Origin of the sequence: Pseudomonas sp. Bc-h (assembly GCF_002080045.1) — a bacterium.
Lineage (GTDB): Bacteria > Pseudomonadota > Gammaproteobacteria > Pseudomonadales > Pseudomonadaceae > Aquipseudomonas.
On sequence record NZ_MUIN01000012.1, the window covers coordinates 434,942 to 458,104 of the forward strand.

Consider the following 23,163-nt stretch of genomic DNA (forward strand, 5'->3'; position numbering starts at 1 on the left):
CTTATACCGCGGCCTTGGTGACGGTGACGCCCAGACGACGCAGCGCCATGGCCAGCGCGTCGGCCAGATTGGCCTTGGTCACCACACCTTGCAGGTCCAGCCCCAGGTGCACGATGGTCTGTGCGATCTGCGGACGCACGCCGCTGATGATGCAGTCAGCACCCATCAGGCGAATGGCCGTCACGGTCTTGAGCAGGTGTTGCGCCACCAGCGTGTCCACGGTCGGCACACCGGTGATGTCGATGATGGCGATTTCCGAGCCGGTGTCGACGATGCGTTGCAGCAAAGACTCCATCACCACTTGAGTGCGCTGAGAATCCAGTGTGCCGATCATTGGCAATGCCAGCACGCCATCCCACAGTTTAACCACCGGGGTGGAGAGCTCAAGCAGCTCCTCTTGCTGGCGCTTGATCACTGCCTCGCGGGACTTCTGAAAGGTGCGGATGGTGTGCATGCCCAGCGCGTCGAGGGTCTGGGAGATTTCCCAGAGCTGCTCGGCCAGCAGCGCTGGCTGGTCGGCGTATTCTTGCTGCAGCAAGGTGAAGAGCGGGCCCTTGAGGGCGAAGATGAACTGAGCCGTCTGTTGCGAATCCTGACCGGCAAGGGCGCGCTGATGAGACAGCCTTTCCAGAAACTGTCGAACCTCGTCCCATTCAGCAGCGTTGATGCTCGGCGAACCACCCTTTTCCAGCACCGAAGTCAGCAGCCGCAGGAAATCTGAAGTCTGCTGTGCAAGATCTTCGGCTTTGAGATTACGGGTTGCACCACTGGCTTCGAGATCGGCGAGCCAGCGGGCAGAGAGTTGGGCCTCGGAACGTTTGACAGAATTCACGGTGGTTTGCTGCAGTGCTGCCATGAGGGTGGGCTCCTGAGATTTGCACGCCTGGTTATCGGGGAAAGCCCCTGGAAACGCACAGACGCGCGAGAAGTAGTCAGGCACAGATCCCGAATTTTCAGAATCGTTTCCTAACTTCCTAAATACAAAGCGCTTTTTATTTGCGATCAGGGCGAAGGGAATACTCCCGGCACCCGGTTGATGTCAAGGTAACATCGCCGAGCATAAATGGTTCCGTTGGGAGTGTAGATAATTAATCGCCCGCCGAGGGATGGATGCATCACGCTCTGTACGGCACCGCCAGGGACGAGGGCAGTGATCCAAACGGGGTGACGCAGGTGCGAAGGTCATAGCGCAACTCGGCCACCAGCTCAGCCACTGCCCGGGTGGTGGTCAGATCACTGATGGGCAGATTCTCCACCAGCATCGCCACGTTGCCGGTGGCCTGATCATAGATCTTCACCATCAACCCTCCGCTGGGCATGAGCGTGCATTCACACGCCAGCGGCTGAAAGCTGCATTCCAGGGTCCTGCGCAGTTCCGGGGTAAACAGCATCTTGCCACCTCCGTGTTGATTCAAGGCCGGGCCATCTTTTGCCCACCTGCTTATCCGCCGTACTCCAGGCCGATGATTGAGTGTAGTCACAGCCCTGCCTGCGCTATTGGAAGTTTGGTTCAGCTGTGCGGTCGATCACATTCAAAACGCCATGTCGGTGGTTTGCGCATAGATCGAAAACGCCCCCAGCAGAAACCAAAACACGCTGAACAGCCATGGCGTGCGCATGGAAAACATCAGTGATTTGCGATAGCCCTTCTCACTCGACTCGTGCTCGGAGAACAGCGGCGAATCGTCGTAGGCCAGGCCCATGGCAGGCTGGCTGTGCAGCAACTGGCTCTGCTTGAAATGCCAGTGGTCGATGATTTCGTACGCCGCGCGGATGCCGGGCCAGGCGTGCATGGAGCTGATCAAGCCGAGCAAGGTCAGGAACGGCGGAACCACCAGGGTGAACAGCTTGCCCCACTCCGGATTGACATTGGCCATGGACGAAGCGAACGCGATCACCAGAAACGACTGAGCGGACAGATAGGCGTTGGTGCGGTTGGACAGGATCGCGGTCTCGTACTGGATCTCCTTGCGGTAGAAATCCAGTCGGTCCTTCGGCGAGCCAAACAGCAACGCGTCCGCGGTCTGCGCATCTGACACGGACGTGCTGCTGGTAATGATGGTGGATGATGCGGGGTCAGACTCCAAAACCGGGTGTCCTCAAATAGCGCGATAAAAAGCCGAAGACAAGGCACGCGCCCTGCTCCGGCAACCTGACGACACTGCGCTAGCGCAGGTCGTCAGAAAGCGGTGTTGGCTCGTCAGCGGGAGGCACTTCTTCGGACGGTGGTTCGTTCCAGTCCTCAGGGCGCTGCTCTTTCTGTTCCTCGCGCTTGTGCTCCTGATAATCCTCGTCATCGAGCGCGTCCGGATCCAGATCGGCCTCCGCAGGAGAAGACGGCGTGACGGGCGGGACACTGTCGGGGATTGCGGGATCGACTGGCATAGGCACCTCTGTTCGACATCGCCCACGGGTAGCAGGCAGTTACAGCTTCGAAAGACGAAGCTGTCAGGGGTGCCGAGAATTGGACCAGCGGTCGATTCTCGGTGCTTCAAGCGCTATTTCAGTTTGCCGGTAGCCCGCGACATACAACGTACGCGACGTTCTTCGACCCGCTGCGCGAACCAGGCGGTGGTCAGCTTGCGGGTGATTTTCGGGCTTTCCAGCACGATGCCCGGCAGGATTGCGCGCGGCAATGCTTTGCCCGCAGCCTTGTCGGCCAGGGCGAACACCTGCTTATAAAGGTCGGTGTCTTCGAACTCGAACGTTTCGCCCTTTTCCAGTTGGCTGCGAATGGTCGTGTTACGCATGCCCAACTGCTGATGCAGGCTGCGCACCGCGAGTTCTGTCTGCCCAAGCGATGGTCCGAAGCCGTAGCTGATCAAATCGCCATCCAGCGCCAGACGTTTGCCTGAGAGCCGCGACACGGCACTCTGAAAAGCGGCGTTACGGCTGGCGTACCAACCGGCGTTGAAGTCGGCGAAACGATAGATCGGTTTGTCGTAGCTCACCGGATAGCCGAGCAAGTGCGCGATGCCGAAGTACATCCCGCCGCGACGGCTGAACACCTCGTGGCGGATGGAGCCTTCAACAGGATAGGGATAATCCCGGGCCTGGCGCTCGGCGAATTCGATGCTGACCTGCATGGGGCCTGCAGTGTGCACTGGGTTGAAATTGCCGAATAGCGTGCGGCCCAACGGCACCATGCCGATAAAGTCATCGAAGATTGCGCTCAGATCCTTCTCGGTTCGCGCTGCGCTCAGTCGCTCGTTGTAGGTCTTGCCGGAGGGCGAGCGAATGTCCAGCGCGCTGCGCACCAGCAGATTGGGTATATGTGCCTTACTGGCGCGACGATCGATTTCGTCCTGCGCGATCTTGCCCATGCCGGGCACTGCGGGGTCAACCTGATAATTGGACTCCTGCTCGGTAACGGCCAGCACAGAGCACAGATTTTCTACGGTGGAGTCGATCTTCTGCGTCTCGAACGCGGTGTAGATGTCGGTGGCCCAGCCCTGGCGATCGGCGACATTGGCAGGCAACAGTCGCACAATTTCACTGCGCACCACCTCAGGCGCGGGAGGGGGCGTCTGGCTGCGTTGCGAGCTACAACCGGCGAGAAACGCCAGCAGCATCACGCCGAGTGCCGTTCTGCTGGGGCGAGTGAATCCGTTGGCGGGCATGAGTCCTCGATCTTCAAAAAGTGGGCTGCCGAAATGGACAGCAGACAAGGTCGAATGACTCATGCGTCAGGCACGCGCAACCACGACAGGCGTTCCGACGCCGAACTTGTTGCGGTATTCGCTGGGGGCCATTCCGGTGATTTTCCTGAAGGTCGCACGAAATGCTGCCGGGTCCTGATAGCCCACCGTCCAGGCAATATGATCGACGGTGCTGTTGGTGAATTCGAGCATTTCCCGGGCCTTGCCGACGCGCAGGTGCTGGCAATACTCTGTTGGTTTCAGACCGGTTGCTGCGCGAAAGCGCCGCAGAAAGGTTCGCTCTTCAAGCCCTGCGCACTGCGCCATCTCGGCCAGCGACACGTCCACCGCCCCAGTGCTTTGCAGCCAGTGCTGGACCTTGAGCACTGACGCGTCGCCATGGCCAAGCACCGGAGCAAAATTGCTGCCGCATTGCTGAGCGCTGTCGCTGTGTTCGATCACCAGAAAACGCGCGGTGCTGGTGGCGATGCTCGGCCCCAGCAAGCGGTCGACCATGCGCAGCCCCAGTTCCGACCAGGCCATCAGCCCGGCCGTGGTGATGATGTCGCCATCGTCGATGATCGGTTTGTCGGCGTGTACCTTGATCTTCGGGAAGCGCTCGCTCAGCGGCTTGGCCTGAGTCCAGTGCGTGGTGGCGGCGCGACCGTCGAGCAGGCCGGTCTGCCCCAGGACAAACGCACCCAGACACACGGTTCCGATCGTCGCCCCGGCGGCGTGCCTGGCCTGGACCCACCTGGACAATCCTTCCATGGCTTCGGTGTTCGGCAGCCCCAATAATGAAGGCGGGATCAACACCGCGACCAGCGGCCCGCTGTCACCGGCCGCAAAACTGTCGAACACCCGCTGAGGCTCGCAGCGCGAGTCGACCTGCCAGTGGCTGACGCGCAGGCGCGGCAGTTGCGCAGAACCGTGTTCGTCGGCCATGCGATTGGCGACTTCGAACAGGTCGGTCAATCCGTGGACCGCTGCCGTTTGTGCGCCCGGATAGATCAGCAGGCCTATCTCCGCCACTGGCCGTTCTACGCTCATTGTCAGTTTTCCCTCGCTAAATGTCGGTGCAGCCAATCCTCCGATGTCAGCGCAGGTTCGATACTTCGTCCCACACCACGTACATCCCAGCAGAGGAAACAGACATGTCCAAATCAGCGCTCATCGTAGTCGATATCCAGAACGACTACTTCCCCGGCGGCAAATGGCCTTTGGTCGGTGTCGACGCCGCCGCCGACAACGCCGCCCGCATCATTCAGGCCACCCGCGATTCAGGCGATCTGGTCGTACACATCCGGCATGAATTCACCAGCGAAGACGCACCGTTTTTTACGCCGAATTCCGAAGGTGCCAAGCTGCATCCGAAGGTGCTGAACAAAGCCGATGAGCCCGTAGTGCTCAAGCATTTCGTCAACTCGTTCCGCGAAACCGAGCTCAAGCAGATCCTCGATCAACACGGCATCGAGAAATTGGTGGTGATCGGCGCCATGAGTCACATGTGCGTCGACGGCATCACCCGCGCGGCGGCGGACATGGGCTACAAGGTCAAAGTGATTCACGACGCCTGCGCCAGCCGCGATCTGGAATTCAACGGCACCACGGTTCCTGCAGCTCACGTACACGCGGCGTTCATGGCAGCGCTCGGCTTTGCCTACGCAGAAGTCATTTCGACCGAAGCATTGCTGGCCTGACTTGACTATGCAGCACGGCTTGCCGGCGATGGCGGATTCAGAACCGCTGCCGCTGGCAAGCCGGGCTGCTACGGCGCCTTGCCCTCAATGCCCCCACACCAAAACCTCACCACGATCAACGGCACTTGATTCGCAATCAGGCAAGAGTACGATTGCCCGATGTTGTACGATGACGTATAACAACCGCTTCGTATTGAGCTGCCTTTCAACGCTAATCACGAGCCTCTAATAAAAATGATCAGACACACACGCCCCCGCCTTGCACCCCCCATTCAACCGGCTCTTCCCGGCGAATCATCCATAAGTAGTTATTCCAAGCGCACGCAATAGCGCCCACCTTGGCATTTCCGCTTGCGAATCATCTATGCCCGACTGAGTGAAGTTGTCTGATAACAGACACGCACTGTTCGGCACACCCACGCTCGATCAACCATTTCGCGCACCCTGTTTCCAGGGGACGGAGAGAACATGGACCCAAGAATAACAATCATCCTATGCCTGACCGCGGGCTACTTCATCGTGATGTCCTACATCGGCTACAGCGTGCGCAAACACGCGAAAAGCAGTGACGGCTTCACGGGTGGCGGCCGCAGCTTTCCACCGTTCCTGATCGGCGCCCTGCTGCTGTCCGAATTCATCGGCAGCTCGGTCAGCATCGGTACCGCACAAAAGGGTTTCGAAGCAGGCATCTCTGCGGCATGGAACCTGGTCGCGCTGTCCCTGGGCTTTCTGCTGCTGGCACTGGTGCTGGCGAAGAAATATCGGGAAACCGGCCTCAACACCATTTCTGGCATCCTCGCGCAGAACTACGGCCAAGGCACACGCTATGCCGCCTCGGTACTGACCATCTGCGCGCTGAGCATCGTTTCAGTGGCGCTGTATGCCAGCGGCGGCGCCGTTCTGGCCGCGGTGCTGAACATCGACAAGACCCTGGCCATCCTGCTGGTCGGTGTAATCACGGTGTTCTACGTCAGCGTCGGCGGCATGCGCTCGGTGGTCTACACCAACTTTGCCCACGCGGTCATCAAATACATCGGTATCGTGCTGGCGCTGGCTTTCGCGCTGAACGCAACCGGCGGCATCGGTGCCCTGCAATCGAAGCTGCCTGCGACCATGTTCGACTTCACCGGCGTGGGCTGGGGCCAGATCTTCGCCTGGATGATCGGCGGTATCGGTTCGATCTTCGCCACGCAATACGTGATTCAGGCGCTGGTCAGCACCAAGGACCACAAGACCGCCAAGCGCGCGTGCTTCTACGTGTCCTCGTTGATGATCCCGTTCGGCATCATGGCAGCGCTAATCGGCATGTGCAGTGCCTATCTCTACCCAGGTATCAAATCCATCGACGCCTTCCCCGCCCTCATTGCCCATATGCCGACCTTCTCGGCAAGCCTGGTGGTGATCGGCCTGGCGGGCGCGCTGTTCGGCGGTATCTCAGCCAACACCCTGGCCTCCGCAACCCTGGCGATGAAGGACTTCTACGACCCCTTCTTCAACAAGGAAAAGAACGATCGTAAATCGGTGGTGTTCATTCGTCTGGCGATCATCGTCATTGGCTTCCTGCCGCTGATTCTGGCGCTGTTCGCCGACAAGATCCTGCTGATCGCCTTCCTCGGCAAAGCCCTGCGCGCCACCCTCGCGGTGATCGTGCTGATGTGCTTCTATGCGCCGAAGTTCGGCAACGGTCGCGGTGCACTGGCGGGCGTGATTCTGTCGGTGTTCTCGACCATCGGCTGGTTCCTGGCCGGTAACCCGTACGGCATTGACAGCTCGTACTTTGCGCTGTTCTCGCCGCTGCTGACCATGGCCATCGCCGAACTGCTCAAGTCCGGGCGTTCCGAGGCGCAACCGGCTTTTGATAAAAACGGCTGAACAAGAACGGTTAAACAAGAAAGACTGATAAGGTCATTCGTGATGCAACCAAGGCGGGGCTTCAGCATGAGGCCGCGCCGCAAGGAGGAAACAATGAGCGACAAGAAAGCCGACGTACTGGTCTGGGGCCCCATGCATGCGGCGCTGACCCAGAACCTGGATCGCGACTTCAACGTACACAATCGTTGGGAAATAAAGGACCTGAACGCCTGGGCCACCGAGCACGGCGACAAGGTGCGTGGGGTGATCACCAGCGGCGTGTACGGTACCGACAACGCGGTGCTGGATCTGCTGCCGAACCTGCAAGTGGTCAATAGCTTTGGCGTCGGTTATGACGCTGTCGACACCGCCTACCTCGCCCGCCGTGGCATCCAGCTCAGCAACACCCCTGACGTGCTCAACAACGCCGTGGCCGAAACCGCCATGGCACTGATGCTGTGCGCGTCGCGCCGCATCAGTCAGGCCGAGCGTTTCGTGCGTGCCGGTCAATGGCTCACCGGCAAGTTCCCGCTGGGCAACGACCTGAGCGGCAAGACCTGCGGCATCGTCGGCCTGGGCAAGATCGGCAAGACCATCGCCAAGCGCGCCGCAGCGTTCGACATGAACATCGCCTATTTCCGTCGCGGCCAGGCATATTCCGATGTGTCCTACACTCACTACGGCGATCTGCAGGAGCTGGCGAAGGTCTCGGACTACCTGATCGTCATCGTGCCGGGCGGCCCTGAAACCCAGCACCTGATCAACCGCGATGTGTTGAAGGCCCTGGGGCCCAAGTCGTATCTGATCAACGTCGCCCGGGGTTCGGTGGTCGACGAGCAGGCGCTGGTAGCCTCGCTGCTGGAATCGGAAATCGCCGGTGCCGGCCTCGATGTGTTCGAAGACGAGCCCAACGTTCCGGCCGAACTGCTGACCCTGGACAGCGTCGTGCTGACTCCGCACATCGGCAGCGGCACCTATGAGACCCGCCAGGCCATGGCCGATCTGGTTTTCGCCAACGTCAGCGCGTACTTTGCCGACGGCACGCTGGTCACCCCCGTTCAGCTTTGATCCTCGCTTCATCGGCGTGCCGGACGATCTTTATCGTTGGCACGCCTCTTCGCAATCCCCGACGACCGTAGGTCAGTCTTCACATCCCTTTCTCAACTTTTCTGGATAATGCCGGTCGAACCGCCCCATTCAGAACATGCAATTGTGGAGAGCTCCGTTTGAACATTGCCGGCGTCATCTTTGACTGCGACGGAACCCTGGTGGACAGCGAACGCCTCGCTGCGGGACTGCTGCGCGACATTCTGCAAGAGCATCAGGTATCGCTGACCCTGGACGAAGTACTGGCGCGCTTTCGTGGTGTGCAGTTCGCACTGTGCATGGAAGGGCTGTGCCACGACTACCCGTGGCTGCCCAACATCGAAATCGTCAACACGTTCCGCGCTCGCACCCTCCCCCTGCTGCAGGAGCGTCTGGAAGAAATGCCCGGTGCGGTGGAGTTCGTTCGCGGCCTGTCACTCCCCAAATGCGTGGCCTCCAACGGCCCGCGCAGCAAGATCGAAACCTGCTTGAGCACGGTCGGCCTGCTGGATGTGTTCCATGGCCTGATCGTCAGCGCCTATGAAGTCGACGCCTGGAAGCCTTCGCCGATCCTCATCGAACATGCTGCGGATCTGCTGGGACTGAAACCGCAAGAGTGTTTGCTGGTAGAAGACAGCGTACCGGGGGTTCAGGCCGGCCTGGGCGCTGGTGCGCAGGTGGCGGGCTACGGTCATGACACCGACTTTTCCGAATTCATCGATCACGCCAATTTTCACCGGGTGAAGAATTTCGGTGAGTTGAAAGCACTCGTTCAGCGCATCAGTTAGTGCAGTAATCCATCCATTCGGCTCTTGTTCATGACGCAACACCTCGATACTGTATATAAAAACAGTATCGAGAATTTTCATGCAGCTGATCGACAAGCTGAGCATCCTCGCTGACGCCGCCAAGTACGACGCCTCCTGCGCCAGCAGTGCCGCGCCCAAGCGCAGCTCCGAGGGCAAGTCCGGTCTGGGCAACAGCACCGGCATGGGCATTTGCCACAGCTATACGCCTGACGGCCGCTGCGTCTCGCTGCTGAAAATCCTGCTGACCAACTTCTGTCTCTACGACTGCCAATACTGCGTCAATCGCCGTTCCAGCGATGTGCCACGCGCGCGTTTCAGCCCGGAAGAAGTGGTCACGCTTACCCTGGATTTCTACCGGCGCAACTGCGTCAGCGGGCTATTTCTGAGTTCCGGAATCATCCGCTCCGCCGACTACACCATGGAGCAGCTGGTGCGCGTGGCCAAGCTGCTGCGCGAAGAGCACGAGTTTCGTGGCTATATCCACCTCAAGACCATTCCGGAAGCTGATCCCGCACTGATCGAAGAAGCCGGGCGTTACGCCGACCGCCTGAGCGTGAACATCGAATTGCCGACACAGCTTGGTTTGCAGACGTTGGCCCCGGAAAAGGAAATGGGCTCCATCAAACAAGCCATGCAAACCATTTACACCGGCCAGCAGACCATCCTCAACGAGCCAAAAGCACCGCGTTTCACCCCCGCCGGGCAAAGCACGCAGATGATCGTCGGCGCCGATGACACCGACGACAGCACCATGCTGCACACCGCCGAGTCGCTGTATGGCGACTTCCGCCTCAAGCGCGTCTATTACTCGGCCTTCAGCCCCATTCCCAACAGCCCGAAAAGCGTACCGCTGGCCGCCCCGCCGTTGTTGCGCGAGCACCGGTTGTATCAGGCCGACTTTCTGCTGCGCAGTTACGGCTACAGCGCCAACGAACTGCTCGAGGGTCCTGGCGACCTGGCGCTGGACATCGACCCCAAGCTGGCGTGGGCACTGCAACATCGCGAGGTGTTCCCGCTGGACCTGAACCGCGCAGAGCCCGCGATGATCGCGCGAATTCCGGGCATCGGCATCCGCACCACCAAGCGCTTGATCGAGCTTCGTCGCCAGCGGCGCATTCGCTACGAGGACCTGACCCGACTGCGCTGCGTATTGGCCAAGGCCAGGCCCTTCATTATCACCAGCGATTACCACCCGCGTCAGTCAGAAACCTCCAGCGTTGCGCTGCGTGAGCAGTTGCGAGACCGCCCACAACCGCAGCAAATGGCGTTGTGGGCATGATCGCACTCGACTGCGACGACCTCTTCGACACCTGGCGCCAGCAGGCGCGCTGGTTGCTGAGCCACCAGATCGATCCGGACCAAGTGAGCTGGAGCGTGAAACAGGATGCCGACCTGTTTGCCAGCGACGCGCACTATCCGCAGCACAACGGCCCCTTTCAGGCCCGAGTGCCACTGGAGTTGCTCGAACTGCTACAAAACGCAGCGCAGTACTGTGGCGATCAGCGCTGGAGCCTTCTGTACGAAGTCTTGTGGCGAGTCACCCATGGGGACCGCACCGCGATGCTGGCCGGCGACAAGTTGGGGAGTGAACTGCATCGGCGCCTCAAGCAGGTCAGCCGCGAAGCCCATCACCTGCATGCGTTTTTGCGCTTTATCGCGTTGCCATCCGTCAGCCACGGCAAGGATCTGGAAGTGAAGGCCGCGCTGCTGGAGACCCAGACGTTGCCCGAATACGTAGCCTGGCACGAACCGGCTCACGACATCCTGCGCAGCGCCAGCGAACACTTCGTCGGGCGCATGGGCCGTCATCGCTGGATGATCGCAACCCCCAACGACGGGGTGTTCTACGACGGTGAACGACTGATCCACAAACGCCAATGCCCCCCCGCCTGGCAAGCGCTCGCACGCAATGCCGAAGATCCCCATGGTGAAATGTGGCTGACCTACTACAGCCACATCTTCAACCCGGCCCGGCTCAACCCCAAGGTAATGCAGGGGCATCTGCCGACGCGTTTCTGGAAGAACCTGCCCGAAGGCCCTTTGATTCCGGCGCTGATCAGCGAAGCCCGTACAGGCAAACAGCGCGATGGGCAGGCCCGGCAGATTGCCGAGCGACGAGGCAAGGTGATTCGCGGGTAAGCCTAGCTCGACGTCACATCGCCGACTCGTGCGGCTACTGCCGATGCACCGCCGTCTGCATTCCCGCTGTGCTCATCGGCGTGCCGAGTGCCGCGCCGAAAAACTGCACCGCTTCACTGCTCAGGTTGCGGTGAATGTCTTCCCGGTCGACCCCGATGGCATCGGTACACAGCACCGGCTGGGTGGCACGCTGCTCATCGTCGCAAGGGGCCATGAACACGAAATGCCCGGCACCGGCCAGCAGCTTGAAGTCAGAGACTTCGGGCAGCTTGCGCGCCAGCGCTTCGGCATTCTTGTCGATGGCCAGCAACTCATCGCCATCGCCGCTGTACAGCAACACAGGGACGTGCACCTCCGACAGCGTGTGGCGACCGAACATCAGGCCCAGCGGCGCCATCAGCATCAGCGCCCCGACACGCGGATCGGCCTGAGCATGCAGGTCATCGCGATCAGCCAGCAATTCGCCTTGAGTCTTGCAGGCATCGCGGTCCTGTGGGCGCTCCAGGCAATAGTTGCGCAAGCGCTGCAGGTCGGGCTGTGCCCCCGCCAGGATCAACGCGGTCTCACCACCCGCCGAGTAGCCGATCACCCCCACGCGGCGGGCGCTGATGTAGGGCGATAGCATGGGGTCGATCAAGGCGGCGCTGATCGCTTCGGAAATCTGCAACGGTCGGCCATAAAGATTGCTCAGACTGCCCAGCCGGCTGTGATCCAGGTAGTTATCGCCGGGATGAAACACCGCCACCACCACAAAGCCTTTGCGCGCCAGCGAGGTCGCCAGGTCGTGCTGAGCCAATGGGGTGCCGGTATTGCCGTGGGACAGCATCAACAATGGGAAACGGCCCATGGCGATGGTGGCGTTCTCGGTCGCTTCAATAGGATAGCCTTGAACGCGAGTGACCTTTTCTTCGTCGGTGGAAGGATAAAAGGCGTAGGCGTGCATGGGCTGCGAATCCAGCGGATCAAGGAACGTCAGCTCGTGGAAGCCTACGCTCCAGGTCTCCAGTTCGCTGGCCTGCACCGAAAGCAGGCCGCTGAACAGGCTAATTACCATCACTGCACAAAGACGCATCATTGCAATGCCCCTCACCTTATCGATCCTTGCCGTTCGCATCAGACGCCAATGGCCTGAGCTCCTTGTAAAACGGTGCCTGTGGCTATCTGACCGGCAGGCGTCGATAACATTCAGAACCATTCATGGATCAATAGTGCACAAGGCGGGCCAAGCTCAGAAAATTCAAGGTCACTGGCCGAATCGCATGCTGCGCTGGCCGATTATGCCGGCGATTTTACCGAGTTCCCGGACAGGTTACTCGCAAAGAAATCGCAAAGGCTGTCGCCCGGCTGAACGGATCCCCCGAAACGCCGAAAGCCCCAGCACCCTTTGGCTTGTGGCCGAGGGCGATGGGGCTTTCGGTAGCTCTTTTTGCTACTGCCGACTGATACCGGGGAGCGCCGTCCAGCGCCGCTCGATTCGATGATCAGGCAAACAGCGTTTCTTCAATGTGCTTGTGTGCAGCAGTCATGGCGTTGGCACGCGGCTCGTCACCGTAGGCCAGGCCGTGGGCGAAAACGAATTGCAGGTCAGTGACGCCGATGAAACCGAACAGCACTTTGAGCAGGTCTTCGTGACCGACGCTGGTCGGTTGGCCCTGATGCAGGCCGCCTGCGGTGGAAACGATTACCACTTTCTTGCCTTTGCACAGGCCTTCAGGGCCGGCTTCGGTGTAGCGGAAGGTACGACCGGCAACAGTGATGCGGTCGATCCAGGCCTTCAGCTGGCTAGGAATGGTGAAGTTGTACATCGGCGCGCCGATGACCACGACGTCGGACGACAGGAATTCTTGCAGGGTGGCTTCGTTGGTTTCCACTTCCAGCTTCTGTGCAGCGTCACGGCCTTCGGCAGGCGTACCGGCCGCGGCCAGGGTAGCACCGGAGAAGTGGCTCAGCGCTTCGTTGGCCAGATCGCGGTAAACCACCTGAGTATCGGCCTGAGTGGCAACGAAGGACTCAACGACTTTGCGGCTCAGTTGGCGCGAAGCGGAGTGATCGCCGAGGATGCTGGAGTCGATGTGCAAAAGTTTCATAACGTGCTTCCCAAGTGAGAATCGCCGCTTGGCGATCAAGTGGGATAATCCTACCCTGTAAGCGAATAGCTGATTAGTCGGCAAAAATGCGATAGTTCGTCCCACCAACAGGACAATCAGGTGTGTGATGCAGGATCTCAACGACCTCTACTATTTCGCCAAGGTGGTCGAATGCGGCGGATTCGCGGCGGCCGGGCGTGCGCTGGGCATTCCCAAGTCGCGCTTGTCCCGGCGCATCGCAGAGCTGGAAACCCGTCTCAACGCCAGTCTTCTGCAACGCACCACGCGCAAACTGGCCCTGACGGCGGTCGGCGAACGCTATCTGCAGCACTGCCAGGCCATGCTGCTGGAAGCGGAAATGGCCGATGAGGCGGTGGCCACGCTATCCGCCGAACCTCGCGGCCGTTTGCGGGTTTCGTGCCCGGTGGGCATGACTCACTGGAACCTCAGCAATGTGGTGTCGGATTTCCTCGCTCGTTATCCGCAGGTGCAACTGGAGCTGCTGCTGGTCAACCGCCGGGTCGACCTGGTCAACGAAGCCATCGATGTGGCGTTGCGCGTGCGGGATGTCGGCGACGAAGACCCCAGCCTGATCGTGCGCCACCTCGCTCCCGCCGAAGCCGTGCTGGTCGCCTCCCCCGCGCTGCTCGCCGACAAGTCCATCCACACACCGGAAGATCTTGCGCAGCTGCCTGTGCTCGGCGCCATCGAGGCCGACCGCAAGGTGCACTATCAACTGGTGCATCAGGACGGCCGGCGTCGGGAGGTGATACTCGAACCGCGTCTGGCCATCGATGACTTCCCGATTCGTCGGGCTGCCGCACTGGCTGGCCTGGGGATCACCATGCTGCCGATGATGAACTGCCACGACTCGCTGGCCGATGGCAGCCTGGTGCGTCTGTTGCCCGACTGGTCGATGCCGGGTGGCAATCTCCAGGCCGCTTACACCCAGCGGCGCGGTGCACTGCCTGCGGTGCGCGCCTGGATCGATCACGTGGCCGCGGAGTTCACTGCCCACTCAGTGGGTTGCGTCTGACCGGATGCGCCAGATCGAACCCCGGAGGCAGGCCGCCATGAAACCCTGGAGCAAAGCTGCTCCGAGCCAACGCTACCCTTCGCACGGGAAGACAATAGCCAGGCGACTCTGCTAAAACGTGACCCAACCAAACCGGACTTCCCACAGGACACGCTATGGATTTTGAGGACGTTGCCGCCTTTTGCCTGGGACTGCCGGGGGCGAGGGAGGACTATAAGTGGGGCGGTGTGCGGGTGTTCTCGATTGCCGAAACCAAAATGTTCGCGGTGATGGGGCTAGCCGGCAATGACCTGTCGTTCAAGGTCGGCCCCGAGCTGTTTCTGGGCTATGTAGACCGACCAGGCATACGCCCTGCCCCCTATCTTGCCCGCGCGTACTGGATCACCCTCGCCTATCCGTTCGCCATGGGCAGCGAAGAGTTACGCGACCTGCTGACACGCTCGCACCAACTGGTGGTGAGCAAACTGCCGAAGATCCGCCAAGTCGCGCTCAAGCTTTAACCGTGGGCCAGAGCGGCCTCAGTAGAAATGCCGGGTGAGAAAGTTTCCTCCCAGCACCAGCCGGTCGATCCAGAACAACTCGTGCAGCAACACGATCAGCCAGAACACCAGTTGGTAAGAGAATTTGCGGGTCTTGTGGCGAAACACTTGCTGCGCCACCAGTGCGCCGGGCCAGCCACCCAACAGTTCGGCCCCATGCAGCAGCTTTTCCGGCGTGCGCTGGCCCTGGGTCCGCGCCTGCTTTTTGTCATGGCCGTAGAGCCCGAAAGCGATCAGGCTGATCAGCGGATAGATGGCTGAAAACAGCCATGATCCGCCGTGCAGTCCGATGGACATCACGCCGTACACCGGCAAGGCGCAAAGCAACAGCAGCATCGCCAGCTTGAATTTGAGAAACCGCACAGACGTCTTCTCTGTGCGATGTTCCGTGCGGGCTTGAAAGCGCTGATTCATTCCTTCAAGCCTGCGCGCTGGACCAGTCGACCCAGCCGAACACCCAGGTCGCCAGAATCAGCAGCCCGAATGCGATGCGATACCAGGCGAACACGGCATAGCTGTGGGTTGCGATGAACTTGAGCAACCCGCGCACGGCGATCATCGCGAAGATGAACGAAGTAATGAAACCCACCGCGAACACCGCGAAATCATCCGGCTGAAACAGGTCGCGGTACTTATAGCCGGAGTACAGCGAGGCCGCGATCATGGTCGGCATCGCAAGGAAGAACGAGAACTCGGTGGCGGTCTTGCGCGACAGACCGAACAGCAGGCCGCCAATGATCGTCGAGCCCGAGCGTGAGGTGCCGGGAATCATCGCCAGACACTGAGCGAAGCCGACCTTGAGCGCGTCGGCCCAAGTCATCTCGTCCACGGTTTCAGCATGAACCTCATGTTGACGGCGTTCGGCCCAGAGCATGACGAACCCACCGATCACCAATGCCGCTGCCACGGTGATGGGGTTGAACAGGTAATGGTGGATCATGTCGGAAAAGATCACCCCCAACACCACAGCCGGGAGGACCCCGATGATCAGGTTGGCGGTGAAGCGGCGCGCCTCGGGCCTGGTTGGAAGACCGGTCACGACATCGACAATCTTGCGACGGAACTCCCACATCACCGCCAGGATTGCGCCCAGCTGAATGATTATGTTGAACGCCATCGCCCTTTCGCCGCCGAAACCGATCAGGTCGGCGACGACGATCTGGTGACCGGTGCTGGAGATCGGCAAGAACTCCGTCAGCCCTTCAACGACCCCAAGTATTAGCGCCTGTGCGGCGGTCCAAAGATCCATCATTCCCCCAGAGTGGAGCCTGCTCATGGCAAAGCTCTCTTGATATGTTTTGAGCACTGTTCAGCGCACGTTAAACGGTCCGATGTAAAAACCGCATGAACAGTCAAGACTGCGGGCTCAAGCACGCGAGCGCCGCGATGCTATCAGACCTTCATGGCGAACGCTCTAGCATGGATATTGGCGCGCAGCCTTTGACGGTTCAGGCTCTCGGACGCCGGTTTTCCTATGATCGGCGTACAGCGAGCTCCCTTTGATTCGACACACCACAATGGTTCATAAACCGCTTACAATCGGCGCCCTTTTTCTTTCCTTCCTCTTCAGGAGTCTTCATGTCCGGGCTTGAACTGTTCGCCGCTGCGCTCGGTGTCATTGCCGTCTGGCTGACAGTCAAACAGAACCCCTGGTGCTGGCCGATCGGGCTGGTGATGGTGTTGCTCTACACCTGGATCTTCTTCGACGTGAAGCTCTATTCGGACATGCTGTTGCAGGTTGTCTACGCCGTGTTGCAGTTGTATGGCTGGTGGCAATGGACCCGCCGTGGCGAAGCCGTCGACGGTCGCCGCGTGACCTCGCTGGGCGGCGGTGCCCTGACCCTGAGCCTGGCCATCGGTGCAGTGGTGAGCCTGGCGCTGGGCGCGGCAATGGCGCATTTCACCGACGCCGCGCAACCCTGGCTCGACGCCGCGCTGACCGGTTTCAGCCTGGTGGCCCAGGTGTGGATGGCGCAGAAGCGCGTGCAATGCTGGCCGCTGTGGATCGTGCTGGATGTCATATTTGTCGGGCTGTTCCTTTATAAAGCGCTGTACCTGACCGCCGCGTTGTACGCGCTGTTCACGTTGATCGCGGTTCAGGGCTGGCGCGACTGGCGCGCCGATCCCGCACTGGCCCGTTGAAGCCGCGCATGAAAGTTCTGGTATTGGCAGGTCCCGAATCCAGCGGCAAAAGCTGGCTGGCCGAGCGTATTCAGCGGCGTTTCGGTGGCGAACTGGTGGGCGAGTATGTGCGTGAGTTCATCGACCAGGAGCAGCGTGATACCTGCTACGCCGATATCCCCGCTATTGCCCGTGGCCAGTTGGCCTGGGAAGATGCCGCACGGGCTCGCACCCCGCAATTGCTCATCCTCGATACGCATTTATTGAGCAACATGCTGTGGAGCCGGACGCTGTTCGACGATTGCCCGGCGTGGCTCGAACAGGATCTGCTGGCCCGGCACTACGACCTGCATCTGCTGCTCTCCCCTGAGGGCGTTGAATGGGTCGGCGACGGTCAACGCTGCCAGCCGCTGCTTGACGAACGTCAGGCATTCTTTGAGGCCAGTCGAGACTGGCTCGACTGGCATGGGCAGCGTTATGAGGTGATCGAAGGCAGTTGGAGCTACCGCAAGGAACGGGCGTTTGAAGCGGTTGAACAGTTGCTGAGGACCTGAGAAACGAACCGCTGAGTATTGCCTCTGTAGCAGAACGGCTTGCCGGCGGTGGGGTCGGGCCCATCGCAACGCCTGACGTTCGGCGCGGGATTTGTACTCATCCAGCGTTCCCATGCTCGAACTGATTTCTTCCTCGCCCAGCAAGCCCAGATCGAAGGCTTCGATCTGCCGCCCTTCGGCCAGCACCAGGCCGCGACGCACGCGATTTTCCAGTTCACGGACATTGCCCGGCCAGTCGTGCTTGCCCATGGCAACCAGCGCGTCCTGGCTGAAGTTGCGCGGACGGCGGCCGGTTTCCTGGCTGTAGAAATGCGCGAAGTGGTTGGCCAGCAAGGCAAGGTCTCCATGTCGCTCGCGCAGCGGCGCGGTGCCTACCTGCAGCACGTTGAGGCGGTAATACAGGTCCTCGCGAAAACCCTTCTTGCGGATCGCCGCCTCCAGATCCACATGGGTCGCCGCCAGAATCCGCACATCTACCGCCACCCGTTCGCCACCGGTTTCAATATGCCGTTCCTGCAAAAAGCGCAGCAGATTGGCCTGGACGTCCAGCGGCAGATCACCGATTTCGTCGAGAAACAGCGTGCCGCCATTGGCCGCTTCGATCCGCCCAGGTTTGCGCTGCTGTTTGCCGCCAAAACCATCGCTGTCCTGACCGAACAGCTCGACCTGCAAATCATGCTCGGCAATGGCGCTGCAATTGATCGACACGAACGGTTGATTGCGCCGTTGGGACTGCATATGCAGCGTGCGGGCGACCAGCTCCTTGCCGGTGCCGGTCTCGCCACGAATCAACACCGGAGACTCGGTTGGCGCCAGTTTGGTCAGCAACCGGCGCAACTCGCGAATCGGCCGGCTTTCGCCGAGCATTTCGTGCTCCGGCCCGTTTCCGTAATTGGCACCCTGCGCACGCAGACGCGCCATGCCATAGGCACGCCCCAGAGTGACCTGCACCCGTGCGACATCGAATGGCAAGGTATGGAAATCGAAAAACCACTCGCAGACGAAGTCACCGATCAACTCTCGACGCAGATCGTCGGCGGTCAACACGGCAATCCATTCGGTGTTGCTGCGGGTGATCAACTCTTTGATCAATTGTGGCTGTTCGAAATGCTGTGGCATCAAGCGGATCAGCCCCACATCACAGGGGCGAGAAGCCGCCGACTCGAGGGTGCAACTGTCCACTTCCCACCCCGCCACGCGCAGGCCGGGGATCAAACGCAGACACTCATCGCACGGTTCGACAATTAACAGGCGACGGATTGATGCCAGTTCATGCATAGGAAATTCCTTGGCGCCAGGATTCAAATAACATTCCGGAGAAAAAACATTTAGAAACAGTGTCTTGGCGACCGTGGTTGTTACATTAGCAAGTTTTTTGACACACGCTTGGACCGTTTAAATATAAGCCTAAGATCGAAACGTGCTTAGAACTGGCAAAAAGACATTAATCAGGTAATCAGACCAGTGAATCAGCGTTGAAACACCCATTCGCGCTTGAAAAAGCCCCATCAGGTAGAAAAATAAATTCTGGAAAAATGTAAATAAATAGAAAAAAACTGAAATCTCTTGTGACTTACCCCCCGACGCAGGTCATCAGTACAAGTATCCAGCCGAACGGGAAGCCCGCCGTCGGTGATTGAATTGATACGGGCACTTGAGGACTTTCCATGAACGCCCCTTTGCGCTTTAACGATGCTTTGCTGATCGCCGGTCATGCCTTCGAACCCTTCCAGTGTGTCGCCTGGTCGCCACAGGATGGCAACGGAGAGCTCAGCCTGACCGTCGTCGATCGCACCAGCACCCGTATCGGTCGCAAACAGATTCCAAGCAGCGCCTATTCAGATCCCCAGCAACTGGCGCAGTTTCTGGAACAGGCCCGCGCTGAAATCAGCGGTGAAGGCTATCGCCTCGAGCCCTGGACCATGCCAGCCTGATATCCCTTCAACACTCATTACAGACGTTTTGTCCTGAGTGTTCGGAGGTCCGGGCAATTTTTGCAGAACAGGATGTGCATTACTCTGACGGCCAACCAGTAGAGCACCCTCGAACACTTCGTTCAGGTGCACTACCCATGACCTTCAAGAGCACATCCTTATGCGAATCATCAAGTTCGAGCGTTATGGCGCCCCCGACGTCTTGCAGTATCGGGAAGTCGGTGCACACGTTCCCGCAGATAACGAAGTCCTTATCCGGGTAAAAGCCATCGGCCTCAACCGCGCCGAATCCATGTGGCGTCAGGGCGTGTATGTCGAGCCCGTCAATCTGCCCGCACGCCTGGGTTATGAAAGCGCGGGCATCGGCACCATTCCCTCCTTCTCTCTCAATGATTACGGCATGTACGGCGAAGAAGTGCCCGCCCCTGCGCAGCCCGTGGGCAAGCACCTGTCGACGCTGTCCTTCAAAGAAGCGGTTTCCATCCGGAACCCGTACATCACACGATGAAATGGTGCAGGCCCATCAGTATCTGGAAAAAAGCCAGCATCCGGGTCGCATCGTAGTCGTCGTCGACTAAACAGACCGCCCCCTACCCTCAGTGCCCGCAAAGGCTCAGCGCTGCTGCATTCGATCAGCAGCGACGGTTTTCGCGTGGCCGTATGAAAGATGGAATGACGAGGTAAATGAAATGAATGACGTTGAATCGACTTCAATCACCGATCTCTCCACACCTGCTCTGGAAAAGCCGATCGAAACCTCGGGCCTGGGGCAGTGGATGTCGGTGTTCGCGGTGGCGCTGGGCGCCTTTGCCTTCGTGACCACCGAATACCTGCCGGTAGGTATCCTGCCGCAGATCGCCAGCGAGCTTGGCGTCACCGATGGCACGGCCGGCCTGATGGTGACCATTCCTGGCATCGTCGCCGCGATATCCGCTCCGACGGTGATGATCGGCGCTGGCAAGGTCAACCGCCGCCACTTGCTGATTCTGCTGGCGGTGCTGTTGGTGGCCTCCAACCTGATCAGCGCCGTGGCGCCGAATCTGCTGACCATGTTGCTCGGACGCGGCCTGCTCGGAGTCGCATTGGGAGGCTTCTGGGCGATTGCCATCGCTGCCGCAGGACGCCTGGTCACCCGCGACAAGGCAGCCAAGGCCACTGCGATCATTTTCGCCGGGATCACCTTCGCCACCGTTTTGGGTGTGCCGTTCGGTACGTTCATCAGCACCCTGTTTTCCTGGCGCGCCTCGTTCCTGGCGACAGCGGCGCTGGCGCTGATCGCATTGGCAGCGCAGATGATGACCCTGCCCTCGCTTGCCGCCAATGAAAGCCTTCAAGTGAAAACGCTGTTGCGCTACCTCGGCAAGAACAGCACGCAACGCAGCATCCTGCTGATGGGGCTGATAATCGCAGCGCACTTTGCGTCCTACACCTACATTGCGCCGTTCCTTGTCCAGCGCGCCGGTTTCAGCGCGTCAGGCATCACCCTGACCCTGCTCGGTTTCGGTGTGCTGGGCATGCTGGCGAATTTCCTGGTGTCGGCGAGCGTCACCCGGCATTTGCAGCTGTCGCTGGCCGGGGCCGTGCTGTTGATGATCGCGTCCCTTGTGTCGCTGCCATGGGTGGTCGATAGCGGCGCTGGCGTGATCGCTGCCGTGCTGGTCTGGGGCGTGGCCTACGGTGCGATCCCCTTGGCATTGAGTACATGGATGCAACTCACTTCACCGCAATTGCCAGAGGCCAGTTCAGCCATGCTGGTGACCACCTTCCAGATTGCCATTGCCAGCGGGTCACTGCTGGGCGGGATGATCGTCGATGGGTACGGCATCGAACCCACGCTGTTCTTCGGCGCTGTGTTGGGAGGGCTGGGACTGGTCGCCATGGCGACCTTCGGCCTGGGCCATGATCGCCTGATCAACAAATTGCAGGGCTGAGTGCTGGGTATGGGAGCCAGCCTGCTGGTTCCCATGCCCGCGCTGTGTGCCTGGCCGCAGGCTACTTCAACGTATCGATGTGCCGATACTCTGCATTTAACTGGCGGGCGATCTCGGCCGCCCGGCCGAGTCTGATCGGCGCTCGTTCGATGTCGATCAGCAGGCTGGGGCAGTCGAAGGCCTCAAGCGACGGGACCTGTTTGACCCGGCCATCGGTGAGGATCAACACCCGCTGCGATTCTGCCGGATAACGCTTGTGTCGTTGCGCCAGCCACTGCCCGGCCTGGCCAATGGCATCGAACAAGGGCGTGCCACCGCCCGCGCCCAACGCATCGACCCACGGCTGCAAGGCCTTTCCCGCTTTCAATCCCTGATGTTGCCAACGCGCATTGCCACCGCAGGCGGTGAGCAGAGCCAACCGCGCGCGTTGTCGGTAAGCATCGTCGAACACGTGGGCGAGCAGACCCTTGGCGTGACTCAGCGCTTGGTTGCGGCGAGTGGACGCCGAGGCATCGACGATGACCAGCCACAGGCTTTGCGGGCGGCGCGTTCGAGGCTGGCGAACCAGGTCTTCACGTTTTTTCGGGCGTCCGCCAAGCAAGGTCGGCAGCCATGCAATCGACCCTTCAATACCTGAGCGCGGCGCGCCGCTTCTACCACCGTTCAGTTTGCCAGGCCGGGGGCTGGCATCCGCCCCCGTCAGTTGGCGAGGGCGGATGCCTAAGGCTTTTTTGGCCAGCTCGGCACTTCACGACGCTCTCCGGTGGCCACTGCTCGCCCAGGCATTTCGCCCCAATGGCCTTCGCCTTGATCCGGCTCTGGCGGTCGGGATTGCGGCGACGGCGCCTGAGGTGACTCCGCAGGCCGCTGAGCGGGCGGTGTATCGCGACGGCGATGGCGCAAGGCAAATTCAGCCACCGCGTCGATGTCTTCGGCTGCAATCGACGAAGCGCCCCGCCAGGCCGCATGCGCACGCGCCGCGCGCAGCCAGACCAGGTCCGCACGCAGGCCGTCGACGCCGGCAGCGAAACAGCGCTCGGTGATGGTCGCCAGACTGGCGTCGTCCAGTTCGATAGCCGGCAGCAATCCGCGAGCTGTCTCACAACGAGCCTTCAACGCCTGCTGTTCGGACGCCCATTGCTGACAAAAGACTTCGGGCGCGGCATCGAAATCCAGACGCCGACGAATGATCTGCCCTCGCTGTTCGGGCAAGGTGTGCCCGCTCAACGCGACATTCAGGCCGAAACGGTCAAGCAACTGTGGACGCAGCTCGCCCTCTTCCGGGTTCATGGTGCCGATCAGAACGAAGCGTGCCGGATGCCGATGAGAGATGCCGTCGCGTTCCACCAGATTGACGCCACTGGCGGCGACATCGAGCAGCAGATCCACCAGATGGTCAGGCAGTAGATTGACCTCATCGACGTACAACACCCCGCCATCGGCCTTTGCCAGGACACCCGGCGAGAAACGCGCCCGGCCTTCACCGAGCGCGGCGTCCAGATCAAGCGTGCCCACCAGCCGCTCTTCAGTGGCGCCCAGCGGCAGCGTGACGAATTGCCCGCTGGCCAGCAGATCCGCCAGGCCACGGGCCAGCGTCGACTTGGCCATGCCCCGCGGGCCTTCGATCAACACGCCGCCAATTTTCGGGTCGATGGCAGTCAGGCACAGCGCCAGCTTCAGCTCATCGGCACCGACCACGGCGGCCAAGGGGAAATGTGGGGTGTCGGTCATGTGCAAC

General features: G+C 60.3%; 25 protein-coding genes and 1 pseudogene. 13 read left to right on the forward strand and 13 right to left on the reverse strand.

What is annotated here, in order from left to right:
• Position 1 precedes the first annotated feature (1 nt).
• From BWR59_RS25045 to BWR59_RS25070, 6 genes are all read right to left on the reverse strand, one after another.
• Positions 2-856 carry an STAS domain-containing protein gene (locus BWR59_RS25045; protein WP_081568342.1) on the reverse strand — a complete coding sequence of 285 codons (855 nt, stop codon included), beginning with the start codon at positions 854-856 and terminating at the stop codon, positions 2-4.
• A 259-nt stretch (positions 857-1,115) separates the two neighbouring features.
• On the reverse strand, positions 1,116-1,415 hold the full coding sequence (locus BWR59_RS25050; protein ID WP_230982080.1) for a DUF1652 domain-containing protein: 300 nt from the start codon (positions 1,413-1,415) through the stop codon (positions 1,116-1,118).
• Between the two features lie 117 nt (positions 1,416-1,532).
• Positions 1,533-2,039: a hypothetical protein gene (locus BWR59_RS25055; protein ID WP_230982081.1), complete on the reverse strand. Its 507-nt coding sequence runs from the start codon at positions 2,037-2,039 to the stop codon at positions 1,533-1,535.
• A 127-nt stretch (positions 2,040-2,166) separates the two neighbouring features.
• Positions 2,167-2,385 carry a hypothetical protein gene (locus BWR59_RS25060; RefSeq protein ID WP_081568344.1) on the reverse strand — a complete coding sequence of 73 codons (219 nt, stop codon included), beginning with the start codon at positions 2,383-2,385 and terminating at the stop codon, positions 2,167-2,169.
• Between the two features lie 113 nt (positions 2,386-2,498).
• Complete coding sequence (locus BWR59_RS25065; RefSeq protein WP_230982087.1) at positions 2,499-3,572, reverse strand: DUF1615 domain-containing protein; 1,074 nt, start codon at positions 3,570-3,572, stop codon at positions 2,499-2,501.
• Positions 3,573-3,686: 114 nt separating this feature from the next.
• Positions 3,687-4,688, reverse strand: coding sequence for a GlxA family transcriptional regulator (locus BWR59_RS25070; protein ID WP_081568347.1), 1,002 nt, complete (start codon positions 4,686-4,688; stop codon positions 3,687-3,689).
• A gap of 104 nt (positions 4,689-4,792) precedes the next feature.
• On the opposite strand from BWR59_RS25070, the gene BWR59_RS25075 reads away from it, so the two are divergent.
• From BWR59_RS25075 to BWR59_RS25100, 6 genes are all read left to right on the forward strand, one after another.
• Positions 4,793-5,338 carry a cysteine hydrolase family protein gene (locus tag BWR59_RS25075; protein ID WP_081568349.1) on the forward strand — a complete coding sequence of 182 codons (546 nt, stop codon included), beginning with the start codon at positions 4,793-4,795 and terminating at the stop codon, positions 5,336-5,338.
• A gap of 468 nt (positions 5,339-5,806) precedes the next feature.
• Complete coding sequence (locus tag BWR59_RS25080) at positions 5,807-7,210, forward strand: sodium:solute symporter family protein (RefSeq protein WP_081568351.1); 1,404 nt, start codon at positions 5,807-5,809, stop codon at positions 7,208-7,210.
• A 93-nt stretch (positions 7,211-7,303) separates the two neighbouring features.
• Entirely contained in the window at positions 7,304-8,257 is a 954-nt protein-coding gene (locus tag BWR59_RS25085) for a 2-hydroxyacid dehydrogenase (protein ID WP_081568353.1), read from the forward strand.
• Between the two features lie 158 nt (positions 8,258-8,415).
• Positions 8,416-9,063: an HAD-IA family hydrolase gene (locus BWR59_RS25090; RefSeq protein ID WP_081568354.1), complete on the forward strand. Its 648-nt coding sequence runs from the start codon at positions 8,416-8,418 to the stop codon at positions 9,061-9,063.
• A 79-nt stretch (positions 9,064-9,142) separates the two neighbouring features.
• Positions 9,143-10,363, forward strand: coding sequence for a putative DNA modification/repair radical SAM protein (locus BWR59_RS25095; protein ID WP_081568356.1), 1,221 nt, complete (start codon positions 9,143-9,145; stop codon positions 10,361-10,363).
• Positions 10,360-11,223, forward strand: coding sequence for a TIGR03915 family putative DNA repair protein (locus BWR59_RS25100; RefSeq protein WP_081568357.1), 864 nt, complete (start codon positions 10,360-10,362; stop codon positions 11,221-11,223). Before BWR59_RS25095 ends, BWR59_RS25100 begins: the two co-directional genes overlap by 4 nt.
• Before the next feature lie 34 nt (positions 11,224-11,257).
• On the opposite strand, the gene BWR59_RS25105 is transcribed toward BWR59_RS25100, so the two are convergent.
• On the reverse strand, positions 11,258-12,298 hold the full coding sequence (locus BWR59_RS25105) for a dienelactone hydrolase (RefSeq protein ID WP_081568359.1): 1,041 nt from the start codon (positions 12,296-12,298) through the stop codon (positions 11,258-11,260).
• A gap of 406 nt (positions 12,299-12,704) precedes the next feature.
• Positions 12,705-13,310 carry an FMN-dependent NADH-azoreductase gene (locus tag BWR59_RS25110; protein ID WP_081568361.1) on the reverse strand — a complete coding sequence of 202 codons (606 nt, stop codon included), beginning with the start codon at positions 13,308-13,310 and terminating at the stop codon, positions 12,705-12,707.
• Between the two features lie 127 nt (positions 13,311-13,437).
• Between BWR59_RS25110 and BWR59_RS25115 the strand changes: the two genes are divergently transcribed.
• Both BWR59_RS25115 and BWR59_RS25120 read left to right on the forward strand, forming a co-directional pair.
• Positions 13,438-14,346, forward strand: a complete 909-nt coding sequence (locus tag BWR59_RS25115; protein WP_081568363.1) for a LysR substrate-binding domain-containing protein — start codon at positions 13,438-13,440, stop codon at positions 14,344-14,346.
• Positions 14,347-14,501: 155 nt separating this feature from the next.
• Positions 14,502-14,846: an MmcQ/YjbR family DNA-binding protein gene (locus tag BWR59_RS25120; RefSeq protein ID WP_081568365.1), complete on the forward strand. Its 345-nt coding sequence runs from the start codon at positions 14,502-14,504 to the stop codon at positions 14,844-14,846.
• An 18-nt stretch (positions 14,847-14,864) separates the two neighbouring features.
• Here the strand turns inward: BWR59_RS25120 and BWR59_RS25125 are convergent, their stop codons facing one another.
• Both BWR59_RS25125 and BWR59_RS25130 read right to left on the reverse strand, forming a co-directional pair.
• Positions 14,865-15,299 (reverse strand): DUF1294 domain-containing protein, encoded by a 435-nt coding sequence (locus tag BWR59_RS25125; RefSeq protein WP_081568366.1) that lies wholly within the window; start codon positions 15,297-15,299, stop codon positions 14,865-14,867.
• Positions 15,300-15,303: 4 nt separating this feature from the next.
• Positions 15,304-16,134 (reverse strand): undecaprenyl-diphosphate phosphatase, encoded by an 831-nt coding sequence (locus BWR59_RS25130; protein WP_081568415.1) that lies wholly within the window; start codon positions 16,132-16,134, stop codon positions 15,304-15,306.
• A 329-nt stretch (positions 16,135-16,463) separates the two neighbouring features.
• On the opposite strand from BWR59_RS25130, the gene pnuC reads away from it, so the two are divergent.
• Complete coding sequence (gene pnuC / locus BWR59_RS25135; RefSeq protein ID WP_081568367.1) at positions 16,464-17,027, forward strand: nicotinamide riboside transporter PnuC; 564 nt, start codon at positions 16,464-16,466, stop codon at positions 17,025-17,027.
• 8 nt (positions 17,028-17,035) lie between these two features.
• Positions 17,036-17,560, forward strand: coding sequence for an AAA family ATPase (locus tag BWR59_RS25140; RefSeq protein ID WP_081568368.1), 525 nt, complete (start codon positions 17,036-17,038; stop codon positions 17,558-17,560).
• 66 nt (positions 17,561-17,626) lie between these two features.
• On the opposite strand, the pseudogene BWR59_RS25145 reads toward BWR59_RS25140, so the two are convergent.
• Positions 17,627-18,838: pseudogene (locus BWR59_RS25145) on the reverse strand (sigma-54 dependent transcriptional regulator); the annotation flags it as partial.
• A gap of 389 nt (positions 18,839-19,227) precedes the next feature.
• Between BWR59_RS25145 and BWR59_RS25150 the strand changes: the two are divergent.
• The 3 genes from BWR59_RS25150 to BWR59_RS25160 all read left to right on the forward strand — a co-directional run bounded on the left by BWR59_RS25150 (position 19,228) and on the right by BWR59_RS25160 (position 21,425).
• The gene (locus tag BWR59_RS25150; protein WP_081568370.1) at positions 19,228-19,494 is read left to right on the forward strand and encodes a hypothetical protein; all 267 of its coding nucleotides are present in this window, start codon (positions 19,228-19,230) and stop codon (positions 19,492-19,494) included.
• 160 nt (positions 19,495-19,654) lie between these two features.
• Positions 19,655-20,002, forward strand: coding sequence for a hypothetical protein (locus BWR59_RS25155; protein ID WP_081568371.1), 348 nt, complete (start codon positions 19,655-19,657; stop codon positions 20,000-20,002).
• Positions 20,003-20,183: 181 nt separating this feature from the next.
• Positions 20,184-21,425 (forward strand): MFS transporter, encoded by a 1,242-nt coding sequence (locus BWR59_RS25160; RefSeq protein ID WP_081568373.1) that lies wholly within the window; start codon positions 20,184-20,186, stop codon positions 21,423-21,425.
• Positions 21,426-21,486: 61 nt separating this feature from the next.
• On the opposite strand, the gene BWR59_RS25165 is transcribed toward BWR59_RS25160, so the two are convergent.
• Both BWR59_RS25165 and BWR59_RS25170 read right to left on the reverse strand, forming a co-directional pair.
• Positions 21,487-22,092, reverse strand: a complete 606-nt coding sequence (locus BWR59_RS25165) for a VWA domain-containing protein (RefSeq protein WP_081568375.1) — start codon at positions 22,090-22,092, stop codon at positions 21,487-21,489.
• A gap of 53 nt (positions 22,093-22,145) precedes the next feature.
• Complete coding sequence (locus BWR59_RS25170; RefSeq protein WP_081568376.1) at positions 22,146-23,156, reverse strand: AAA family ATPase; 1,011 nt, start codon at positions 23,154-23,156, stop codon at positions 22,146-22,148.
• Positions 23,157-23,163 lie beyond the last annotated feature (7 nt).